At 69.3% G+C, this 11,193-nt stretch carries 8 protein-coding genes; 3 read left to right on the top strand and 5 right to left on the bottom strand.

The genetic code is table 11. The annotated features are described in order from the left end of the window. Positions 1-154 precede the first annotated feature (154 nt). Positions 155-1,180 (bottom strand): 6-phosphofructokinase, encoded by a 1,026-nt coding sequence (locus ACQKIP_RS08035; protein WP_361181309.1) that lies wholly within the window; start codon positions 1,178-1,180, stop codon positions 155-157. A gap of 347 nt (positions 1,181-1,527) precedes the next feature. Between ACQKIP_RS08035 and pta the strand changes: the two genes are divergently transcribed. The 3 genes from pta to pyk all read left to right on the top strand — a co-directional run bounded on the left by pta (position 1,528) and on the right by pyk (position 6,432). Further along, positions 1,528-3,612 carry a phosphate acetyltransferase gene (pta, locus tag ACQKIP_RS08030; RefSeq protein ID WP_365860717.1) on the top strand — a complete coding sequence of 695 codons (2,085 nt, stop codon included), beginning with the start codon at positions 1,528-1,530 and terminating at the stop codon, positions 3,610-3,612. A 79-nt stretch (positions 3,613-3,691) separates the two neighbouring features. Beyond that, complete coding sequence (locus ACQKIP_RS08025) at positions 3,692-4,903, top strand: acetate kinase (protein ID WP_365860715.1); 1,212 nt, start codon at positions 3,692-3,694, stop codon at positions 4,901-4,903. 110 nt (positions 4,904-5,013) lie between these two features. Further along, complete coding sequence (gene pyk, locus ACQKIP_RS08020; RefSeq protein WP_365860713.1) at positions 5,014-6,432, top strand: pyruvate kinase; 1,419 nt, start codon at positions 5,014-5,016, stop codon at positions 6,430-6,432. A gap of 108 nt (positions 6,433-6,540) precedes the next feature. Here pyk and ACQKIP_RS08015 read toward each other — a convergent pair whose 3' ends face one another. From ACQKIP_RS08015 to ACQKIP_RS08000, 4 genes are all read right to left on the bottom strand, one after another. Continuing rightward, positions 6,541-7,893 carry a hypothetical protein gene (locus tag ACQKIP_RS08015; RefSeq protein ID WP_365860711.1) on the bottom strand — a complete coding sequence of 451 codons (1,353 nt, stop codon included), beginning with the start codon at positions 7,891-7,893 and terminating at the stop codon, positions 6,541-6,543. Beyond that, positions 7,883-8,437 (bottom strand): DUF6114 domain-containing protein, encoded by a 555-nt coding sequence (locus ACQKIP_RS08010; RefSeq protein WP_365860709.1) that lies wholly within the window; start codon positions 8,435-8,437, stop codon positions 7,883-7,885. The genes ACQKIP_RS08015 and ACQKIP_RS08010 overlap by 11 nt, the downstream gene beginning before the upstream one ends. Positions 8,438-8,579: 142 nt before the next feature. After that, the gene (locus tag ACQKIP_RS08005; protein ID WP_361181320.1) at positions 8,580-9,197 is read right to left on the bottom strand and encodes a DUF6230 family protein; all 618 of its coding nucleotides are present in this window, start codon (positions 9,195-9,197) and stop codon (positions 8,580-8,582) included. Between the two features lie 673 nt (positions 9,198-9,870). Continuing rightward, the gene (locus ACQKIP_RS08000) at positions 9,871-10,857 is read right to left on the bottom strand and encodes a tetratricopeptide repeat protein (protein WP_361386692.1); all 987 of its coding nucleotides are present in this window, start codon (positions 10,855-10,857) and stop codon (positions 9,871-9,873) included. Positions 10,858-11,193 lie beyond the last annotated feature (336 nt).

Raw genomic sequence — 11,193 nt, 5'->3', positions numbered from 1 at the left:
GGGGGGGGTTTCGCCCCGGGGGGGGGCGGGGGGGGGGTGGGGGGGGTGGCGGCGTAGGGTGAGCCCTCCGCCCCGCCGCCACCCGGTAAGCCACCGCCACCCGCGAAGCCGCCGCCATCCGAGAAGCCGCCCGCGAAGCCGCGGGAAGCCGCCCCTAGAAGACCGACTCCGCCTCGTCCATCCGATCCTTCGGCACCGTCTTCAGCTCCGTGACCGCCTCCGCGAGCGGCACCATCGTGATGTCCGTGCCCCGCAGCGCCGTCATGCGGCCGAAGTCGTCGCGGTGCACCGCCTCCACCGCGTGCCAGCCGAAGCGCGTGGCGAGCACGCGGTCGTACGCCGTCGGGGTGCCGCCGCGCTGGACGTGGCCGAGGATGACCGGCTTGGCCTCCTTGCCCAGGCGGGTCTCCAGCTCGAACGCGAGTGCCGTACCGATGCCCTGGAAGCGCTCGTGGCCGAACTGGTCGATCGCGCCCACGCCGTAGTTCATGGTGCCCTCCTGCGGGTGGGCGCCCTCGGCCACGCAGATCACCGCGAACTTCTTGCCGCGCGAGAACCGCTCCTCGACCAGCTTGACCAGGTCGGCGGGGTCGAAGGGGCGCTCGGGGAGGCAGATGCCGTGCGCGCCGCCCGCCATGCCGGACTCCAGGGCGATCCAGCCCGCGTGGCGGCCCATGACCTCGACGACCATCACGCGCTGGTGGGACTCGGCCGTCGTCTTGAGGCGGTCCATCGCCTCCGTGGCCACGCCCACCGCGGTGTCGAAGCCGAAGGTGCGGTCGGTCGACGAAATGTCGTTGTCGATCGTCTTGGGTACTCCTACCACCGGCAGGCCCGCGTCCGAGAGCATCTTCGCGGCCGTGAGCGTGCCCTCGCCGCCGATGGGGATCAGGGCGTCGAAGCCGATCTCCTTGGCGAGCGCGGGCGCGTCCTCGCAGGCTGCGCGGAAGCGGTCGCGCTCCAGGCGCGAGGAGCCGAGAATCGTTCCGCCACGGGCCAGGATGCCGCTGACCTCGTTGAGGCCGAGCGAGCGGTAGCGGCCGTCGAGCAGGCCCGCGTAACCGTCCTCGAAGCCGATGACCTCGTCGCCGTAGTGCGTGACGGCTCGGTGCACGACCGACCGGATCACAGCGTTGAGGCCGGGGCAGTCGCCGCCTGCGGTGAGAATTCCGATGCGCATCGTGCTGTGTCTCCTGCTCGCTGTTGATGCGTGTGAGCCGGTCCGATTGTTTCATGGCCGCGAACCCGATGCCGTTCACGCGCAAGGCCGCCGCCCCTCGCACATCGGGTACCCCCTTCCGCCACAGAGAGCCCTCAAGAGTCCTCCCTGCCCGGGGCTGCTCCGCCCGATCCTGGGGAGAAGGCCTTTGGGCCCGCTTAATCGGGCCCTTTGTCCGGCGGGCGACCTAGCCAGCCACAGAGGTATTGTCAAGAGGGCACGGCAACCATATCGGGTCATTTGTCCGGGCTTGAGGCCATGCAGCCCCGAGCCGGCGGAACAGACCAGCGACGAAGGGGAGAGCACGCGTGACGCGCAGCGTGTACGTGACCGGGATCGACCGGGGCGACGGCCGCCAGGTCATCGAGCTGGGAGTCATGGAGCTCCTGACCCGCCAGGTCGACCGGGTGGGGGTCTTCAGGCCGCTCGTCCATGACGGGCCCGACCGCCTCTTCGATCTGCTGCGCGCCCGCTACCGGCTCGCGCAGGACGCCTCGTCCGGCTACGGCATGGACTACCACGAGGCCTCCGCGATCCAGGCGGAGCTGGGCACCGACGAGCTGGTCTCCCGGCTCGTCGACCGCTTCCACCGGGTGGCCAGGGACTACGAGGTGGTTCTGGTGCTCGGCACGGACTTCGCCGACACCCAGCTCCCCGACGAGCTCTCCCTCAACGCCCGGCTCGCGAACGAGTTCGGCGCCTCCGTGATAGCCGTCGTCGGCGGCAAGAACCAGACCGCCGAGTCCGTCCGCGCCGAGACCCGCAACGCCTACCGCGCGTACGAGAGCCTGGGCTGCGACGTCCTGGCGATGGTCACCAACCGGGTGGCGCCCGCCGACCGCGACGAGATCCACGACAGCCTCACCGGCCTCCCCGTGCCCAGCTACGTCCTGCCGGACGAGCCCGCCCTCGCCGCCCCCACGGTCGCCCAGATCACCCACGCGCTCGGCGGGCGTGTCGTGCTCGGCGACGACGCGGGCCTGGCCCGTGACGCGCTCGACTTCGTCTTCGGCGGCGCGATGCTGCCGAACTTCCTGAACGCCCTGACCCCGGGCTGCCTGGTGGTCACCCCCGGCGACCGCGCCGACCTCGTCGTGGGCTCCCTCGCCGCGCACAGCGCCGGTACGCCGCCCATCGCGGGCGTCCTGCTCACCCTGAACGAGCAGCCCGGCGAGGCGATACTCAAGCTCGCCGACCGGCTCGCGCCCGGCACCCCGGTCATCGCCGTCTCCGGCGGCTCCTTCCCCACCGCGGGCGAACTCTTCGCCCTGGAGGGCAAGTTGAACGCCGCCACGCCCCGCAAGGCGGAGACGGCCCTCGGACTCTTCGAGCGGTACGTCGACACGGCGGGCCTGCGCAGCCGCGTACAGGCCCCCAGCAGCGACCGCGTCACGCCGATGATGTTCGAGCACAAGCTCCTGGAGCAGGCCCGCTCCGACAAGCGCCGCGTCGTCCTGCCCGAGGGCACCGAGGAGCGCGTCCTGCGCGCCGCCGACGTGCTGCTCCGCCGCGGCGTCTGCGATCTGACGCTGCTCGGCCCCGTCGAGCAGATCCGCAAGAAGGCCGCCGACCTCGGCGTCGACCTCGCCGACTCGCAGCTCATCGACCCCAAGAACTCGGAACTGCGGGACGCGTTCGCCACCGAGTACGCCGAGCTGCGTGCCCACAAGGGCGTCACCGTCGAGCTCGCGTACGACGTCGTCTCGGACGTGAACTACTTCGGCACCCTGATGGTGCAGGGCGGCTTCGCCGACGGCATGGTCTCGGGTTCCGTGCACTCCACGGCGGCCACCATCCGGCCCGCCTTCGAGATCATCAAGACCAAGCCCGACGCCTCGATCGTCAGCTCCGTCTTCTTCATGTGCCTGGCCGACAAGGTGCTCGTGTACGGCGACTGCGCCGTGAACCCGGACCCGAACGCCGAGCAGCTCGCCGACATCGCCGTCCAGGCCGCCGCGACGGCCGAGCAGTTCGGCGTGGAGCCGCGGATCGCGATGCTCTCGTACTCGACGGGTACGTCCGGTTCCGGCGCCGACGTCGACAAGGTGCGCGAGGCGACCGAGCTGGTGCGCCAGAGCCGCAGCGACCTGAAGATCGAGGGGCCGATCCAGTACGACGCCGCCGTGGAGCCCACGGTCGCGGCAACGAAGCTGCCGGACTCGGAGGTCGCGGGGCAGGCCAGCGTGCTGATCTTCCCGGACCTGAACACCGGCAACAACACGTACAAGGCCGTCCAGCGCTCGGCCGGCGCGATCGCCGTCGGCCCGGTCCTCCAGGGCCTGCGCAAGCCGGTCAACGACCTGTCGCGCGGTGCACTCGTGCAGGACATCGTGAACACCGTCGTGATCACCGCGATCCAGGCCCAGGGCCCGGCCGCCGCCCCCTCGGCATGACCTGCGTGACCTGCATGACTTGCGTGACCTGCACGACCCGCGCGACCTCCGTATGACGTCTACAGAAAGCATTCCTCCCGTGAGCGCCACCCGCGTCCTCGTCCTCAACTCCGGCTCGTCGTCGGTGAAGTACCAGCTGCTCGACATGCGGGACGGCACGCGTCTCGCCGTCGGCCTGGTCGAGCGCATCGGCGAGGCGACCTCGCGGCTCAAGCACACCCCGCTGGCGGGCGGCGGCGAGGAGCGGGAGCGCGAGGAGCCGATCGCGGACCACGAGGCGGCCCTGAAGGCGGTCTCCGCCGAGCTGAGCGCCGACGGGCTCGGCCTGGACTCCCCCGAGCTCGCCGCGATCGGACACCGCGTGGTGCACGGCGGCCTGAAGTTCACCGCGCCGACCGTCATCACGGACGAGGTGCTCGCGGAGATCCAGCGGCTCGTCCCGGTGGCGCCGCTGCACAACCCGGCCAACATCACGGGCATCCGCACGGCGCAGGCCCTGCGCCCGGACCTCCCCCAGGTCGCCGTCTTCGACACGGCGTTCCACACGACGATGCCCGAGTCGGCGGCCCGCTACGCGATCGACGTGGCCACCGCCGACCAGCACCGCGTGCGGCGCTACGGCTTCCACGGGACGTCGCACGCGTACGTGTCCCGCAAGACCGCCAAGCTGCTCGGCCGGGCGCCCGAGGAAGTGAACGTCATCGTGCTGCACCTGGGCAACGGCGCGTCCGCCAGTGCCGTGCGGGGCGGGCGCTGCGTGGACACATCGATGGGGCTCACGCCGCTTGAGGGGCTCGTGATGGGTACCCGTTCCGGTGACGTGGACCCGGCGGTCGTCTTCCACCTGGCCCGCGTCGGCGGGATGTCGATCGACGAGGTCGACGCCCTGCTCAACAAGAAGAGCGGTCTGGTCGGTCTCTGCGGCGACAACGACATGCGGGAGATCCGGCGCCGCGTCGACGAGGGCGACGAGGCCGCCTCGCTCGCCTTCGACATCTACATCCACCGTCTGAAGAAGTACATCGGCGCCTATTACGCGGTGCTCGGCCGGGTGGACGCCATCGCGTTCACGGCGGGGGTCGGTGAGAACGCGGCGCCGGTGCGGGAGGCTGCCGTCGCGGGTCTGGAGGAGCTGGGGCTCGCGGTCGACGGAGAGCTCAACGCCGTACGTTCCGACGAGGCCCGCCTCATCTCGCCGGAGTACGCACGGGTCGCGGTCGCCGTCGTCCCCACCGACGAGGAGCTGGAGATCGCGCAGCAGACCTATTCACTGGTCGGCAATCCGTCATAACCGCAATTCACAGGAATTAATCACCGCAACGCCTGAGCGCACTTCCGCCCATTTGTAGATTCCACCAGACGGAATATTCCGTAGCGAAACAAACCGATAGGATCGCCCCCATGCGCCGTTCCAAAATCGTCTGCACGCTGGGCCCCGCCGTCGACTCCGAAGAGCAGCTCGTCTCGCTGATCGAGGCCGGCATGAATGTGGCCCGCTTCAACTTCAGCCACGGCACGCACGCCGAGCACCAGGGGCGGTACGACCGCGTCCGTGCCGCTGCCGACAAGACCGGCCGTGCCGTCGGCGTCCTCGCCGACCTGCAGGGTCCGAAGATCCGCCTGGAGACCTTCGCCGAGGGTCCCGTCGAGCTGGTGCGCGGTGACGAGTTCACCATCACCACCGAGGACGTCCCCGGCGACAAGTCCGTCTGCGGCACCACGTACAAGGGTCTGCCCGGTGACGTCTCCAAGGGCGACCAGGTCCTGATCAACGACGGCAACGTCGAGCTGCGCGTCGTCGAGGTGGACGGGCCGCGCGTGAAGACGATCGTCGTCGAGGGCGGTGTCATCTCCGACCACAAGGGCATCAACCTGCCCGGCGCGGCCGTGAACGTGCCCGCGCTCTCCGAGAAGGACGTCGAGGACCTGCGCTTCGCCCTGAAGATGGGCTGCGACATGGTCGCCCTGTCCTTCGTGCGCGACGCCGGTGACGTCAAGGACGTCCACAAGGTGATGGACGAGGAGGGCCGCCGGGTCCCCGTCATCGCCAAGGTGGAGAAGCCGCAGGCCGTCGCCAACATGGAGGGCGTCGTCGCGGCCTTCGACGCCGTCATGGTCGCCCGTGGTGACCTGGCCGTCGAGTACCCGCTCGAGAAGGTCCCGATGGTGCAGAAGCGCCTCGTGGAGATGTGCCGCCGCAACGCCAAGCCGGTGATCGTCGCGACCCAGATGATGGAGTCGATGATCACCAACTCGCGCCCGACGCGCGCCGAGGCGTCCGACGTCGCCAACGCGATCCTGGACGGCGCGGACGCGGTCATGCTGTCCGCCGAGTCGTCCGTGGGCGCGTACCCGATCGAGACCGTCAAGACGATGTCGAAGATCGTCCAGGCGGCCGAGGGCGAGCTGCTCTCCAAGGGACTCCAGCCGCTCGTGCCCGGCAAGAAGCCGCGCACCCAGGGTGGTTCGGTGGCCCGTGCCGCGTGCGAGATCGCGGACTTCCTGGGCGGCGAGGCGCTGATCGCCTTCACGCAGTCCGGTGACACGGCCCGCCGTCTGTCCCGCTACCGCGCGGCCCAGCCGATCCTGGCCTTCACCACCGACGCCGACACCCGCAACCAGCTCACCCTGAGCTGGGGCGTGGACTCGTACGTCGTGCCGCACGTCGACAACACCGACGCGATGGTCGAGCTCGTCGACGCCGAGCTGGTCAAGCTCAACCGCTTCAACGACGGCGACACCGTGGTCATGACGGCCGGTTCGCCTCCCGGCGTCCCCGGCACCACCAACATGGTCCGGGTGCACCACCTGGGCGGCTGACACCCCCGGAACAACACTGAGGGCGCCCCCTGATCCAGGGGGCGCCCTCGGCGCTTTGCGGCTCCCGGTGAAGATCGGCCGAAGATCAGCCGGTGATCATGGTGAAGATCAGTCGGTGATCGTCTGGTGCAGACCGGGGATGTGCAGGGTGCCGCCGAACTGGCCCGCCTGCTTGACCTTCACGTCCGTGAAGTAGATCAGCGGGATGTTCAGGGGCGGCGGGTGCTCCGGGTCGAACGTGATCGGGATGAGGCCGAAGAGCTTGCCCGAGATGCTCTCCGTGTACATCGTCGTCTTGCCCTCACGAATGGTGGACGTGGAGCCCTTGGCGGCCTGAACGTGGTACTTCTTGCCGCTCGGGCCGTCGACGATCTGGTGCAGGTCGCCGATGTCGGTGCTGTCGACGACGTACTTCAGGGCCTGCTTGCTGCTGCCGTTGGCCGTCTGCACGTTCACGACACCCTGGTAGTCGGCGCCCTTGAGCGTCAGGGAGCTGGCCTCCAGGTTCCACGGCTGGTTCGGGAGCGGCGCGGGCGTCTGCTCGTTGTCGCCTTCGACCTTCTTCTCGACCACGCACGGGAACGGCTTCTTGCCGTTCTCGTCCGGTGCCATCGGGTCCTCGGCCTCTTCCTTGGCCTTCTCCGCAGCCTCGTCGGCCGCCTTCTCGGCGTCCTCCTTGGCCTTGTCGACCTCGTCCTTGGCCTTGTCGGCGCCGTCCTCGACGTCCTTGGTGACCCCGTCGACGGTGTCCTTGACGGGCTTGGTGACGTCGTCGACCGTGTCCTTGGCCGAGTCCTTCGCCTTCTCCTCGGACTCTTCGGCGGAGGACTTGCTCTCCTCCGAAGCCGAGGGGGTCGGCGTCGGGCTCTCGGACTCCTTCTCGTCGGGCGTGAAGATGTCCTTGAGCGCGTCACCCACACCCAGCGGGTCCAGCGGGTTCTTGGTCTCGGAAGGCTCCGGAGCGGGCTCCTCGGCCTTGTCCTCGGAGTCCGACGGGGTCGGCTCGGCCTTGTCGGAGCCGTCGGAGCCGTCGGCGTCCGAGCCGGCCTTGTCACCGGCGGAGGGCGTCGGCTCGGCGGTGGCCTTGCCGGAGTCGTCCTTGCCGCTCTCGTCGGCCTTGTCGGCGGCGTCCTTCTGAGCCTGCTCGGCCTTCTCCTTCTCCGCCTTCTCCTCGGCAGCCTTGTCGGCTTCCTTCTCGGCGTCCTTGGACGCCTCGTCCGGCGCGGTGACGCACGGGCCGTCCTGGAAGGGGTTCTTCGGCTGCGGCTTGGCCTGCGCCAGCTGGGGAGTCAGGCCCATGCCCATGAGGACTGCGGTCGGCATGGCCGCGATGGCTATCGCCTTGCCCGCCGGAACGTGCAGGCGGGTCAGGAGCGGCTTTCTGGGTGCCGCGTGGCGCGGCCCGGATCTCGCGCGGGGCTGCCCCGCGGAGTCCTCATGGTGCACCTCGTCAGCCGGCACGGTGCCTCCCGTTCGTCCCGTTGTCCGGGCTCGTTCCTGACAGATCGTCCGTAGTGCCGCTCACCCCGTTCGCGGCCCCCGCGGCCGCGGGCTCCGGCGCTCCGTGGTCGGAGCTGTCGGCCTGCCCCTTCGCGGACTTCTTCGCCGGCTTGGCGGCCGCCCAGGAGATGCCGAGGGCACCGCCGGTCAGGGCGAGCAGGAAGCCGATGACGAAGCCGCCGAAGTTGGAGACCACCAGAGAGACGAGGGCGAGCAGGATCGCCGCGACGCCCGCGAAGATCCTGGAGTGCGGCTGGAACCACATGGTCAGGCCGAGCACGACAAGCAGGACGCCGATGATCAACGAGCCGGCACCGGCGGTCGTCGCCATCCGGATCGTCATCGTGCCGAGCGTGAGGTTCGCGTACGGGAAGTACATGATCGGGATGCCGCCGAGCAACGTCAGCAGACCACCCCAGAACGGGCGCTGACCGCGCCACCCTCGGAACGATCGGCGCATCCGGCCGAGCTTGTCGCCCAGTCCCACTTGCGCTTCGGCGCTCATGTCGTACAGCTCCTCGGGGAATGGCGTTGGTTCTGTGTGTCCTGCGGATTCGGGCACGGGGACGGTTTGAGTTCAAGATCCGTCGCGTCCCCGCGCCCGGCCGTGTTTCGCAAGAAGTGCCGCTGCTAAGGCATCAGTTGCCTCAGTAGCACTCGTGCTTGCCCTTCTTGACCGACATGCCCAGGCCAGAGAGCTTGAAGGTGCCCGCCGTGGTCGCCCACGCACGCTGCTTGACGTCGGTGAACTTCACCTTGTCAGCCTGCTGCGCGAACGAGTCCGGGGCGTACTTGTCGCCCTTCGACGGGCCCGGGCCCTTGGTGGTCTGGTCGACCGAGACGCCGATGTCCACGTTCGTGAACGTCGCGTCGGCCTTCAGGTCATCGGCGTCGATGTAAAGCTTCTTCGCCTCGACCCTGGGGCCGCCCTTGGCGCCGGCCTTGAGGGTCATCGACACATCGCCGAAGACGGGGACCGGAACGACGACGGACTGACACAGGTTGGTGATCTTGGCCGAGTCGAGGCCGACGACGGCGACCGGGTGGTTACCCGACTTACCGCTGTCAAGCGCCCCGTACTGGACGAAACCCGTACCGTCGAGCTGGTCGGCAGTCACCTTGAACTGCTGACCGGACACACTGAACGATGCCGCGAGTGCACCCTGCGAGAGGGCCACGCCTATCGCGGCAGTCGCCGCGACGCTCGGCACCATGACTACGGCGAACCGCTTCCATCTGGTTCCGCCACGAGCCACGGACTCCATGACTTTCCTCCTTCTCGGACGTACATCTCCGGCCCTGACTGCTCCCGTTCGGGCGGCTCAGCCGGGCAGGGATGGGAGAAGCGCTACGTCCTCGGGAAGGAGAGCGCCCGCATGGGAAGCGCGAAACGCGCCACTCACCGGCGATCACCCCCGAGCGACAACCACTGGTCGCACGCGACACGCACAACCTGCCGGACAGGCCCTGCCGGACGGCAGAGACCCCCCTGTCCTAGACCGGCGACGGGGTGTCTCCGGCCTGCTCGGTGGGGACCCAGAAACCCCGCTCCCGACTGGCTTTCGGGACTGCGGGTTATTGGACCGAGCGTCGCCGATCGTGGTGCATTCTCGTCCCCCGCACAAGGGGGTTCGTTACTCGCTAGTAACGGGCCGATAACCGAAGCACGACCGCCCGGTATCGGTCGGGCACAGACGGTGCACCCATGGCCAAGAACAGACCGGGATGTTGAAGGACACATCAGGACAGAAACCTGACCTGGACTTACTCCAAGTAACAGCGGCCGCGTTTACCAAGTTTTGGTAAAGCGCGGCCACTGTGACGCCTGTGCGGCGAATTTTCACTTGGGCATCACAAGCCCCAGCGTTTAGAGACTGGTCAGCGAACGGCCCCGGGCAGGGGCTGATCGACTTGCTCGGTCAACCTGACCGGGGTCGGTCAGAAAAGCACCCGCGCGAGCTGCGTGCGGGCCGCGGTCACCCGCGGGTCGTCCGAGCCGACCACTTCGAGGAGTTCGAGCAGCCGTACGCGCGCGGCGTCCCGGTCGTCGCCCGCCGTGCGCCGGACCGCCTCGATGAGCCGCCCGAAGGCGTCCTCCACATGGCCGCCCACCAGGTCCAGGTCGGCGGCGGCGATCTGCGCGGCCACGTCCGACGGACGGTCGGCGGCGTCCTTGCGGACCTGCTGCGCGTCCAGACCCTGCACGCGCTGGAGCAGTTCGGCCTGGGCGAGGCCCAGCTTGGCCTCCGTGTTGGCCGGGTCGTCGTTCAATACGTTGCGGTAGGCCTGGACGGCGCCGGCCAGATCGCCCGCGTCCAGCGCCTGGACGGCGGCTTCGAGCAGGGCGTCGTGCGGACCCGCGGGGACCTCGGCGACGGGGGCTTCCTGCTGCGCCCCGCCCTCGGCGTCCGGGTCCACCACGAGGCCGGTCAGGCCGAAGCGCTCCTCGCCGACCTGGATCAGCTGGTCCAGGGTCTGGCGGATCTGCTCCACCGGGGCCGCGCCCTGGAAGAGCGGCAGGGCCTGCCCGGCCACCACCGCGAAGACCGCGGGGATCCCCTGGACGCCGAACTGCTGCATCAGCATCTGATTGGCGTCCACGTCGATCTTGGCGAGGACGAAACGGCCGTTGTACTCCCGCGCGAGGCCTTCGAGCAGCGGGCTCAGCTGCTTGCAGGGTTCGCACCACTCGGCCCAGAAGTCGATGACGACGGGCACTTCGGTGGAACGCTGCAGGACCTCGCGCTCGAAGCCCGCCTCGTCGACGTCGATGACGAGACTCGACGGGGAGACGCCGGGCACCGTGCCCCCGCCTTGCCTGGCCGCTTCGGCGCGCGCCTGCTCCGCCTTCGCCTTGGCCTCCTGGGCCGCCTTCACGGCGGCGAGGTCGACGACTCCGCTCATGGACATGTTCCGTGGCTGCATGAGTACATCCTCCCCCAAGCCGTACGGGAACCGCGCCCGTCCTAAGCCCCCCGCCGGATTGCGGGGCCGCGGACGGCCGTGGCGCCAAGGTCCCGAGGAGGACCGATGGTTGTCGGCGCAGGGTCCCCACCCTGTTGCCGGTGCTTGCCGCTGTGGTGTTGCCGTGGTGTCGCTGTGGTGGTCGCCGCAGATTTCGCTGCGGTGGTCGCTCGGCGAAAGAGCGTGGGCGCCGAGGAGTTTGCCGTTCGTCCCGCCCACATCTCTTTCGCTACGAGTCGTAGCGTAACTGCCATGGGGTGCCGCGTGGGCGGCGGGCCTGCGCGAACTTCGGTGATC

The sequence above is a fragment of the Streptomyces sp. NPDC059900 genome, assembly GCF_050270335.1.
Classification (GTDB): Bacteria; Actinomycetota; Actinomycetes; order Streptomycetales; family Streptomycetaceae; genus Streptomyces.
This window is presented reverse-complemented; position numbering and strand designations above follow the sequence as displayed.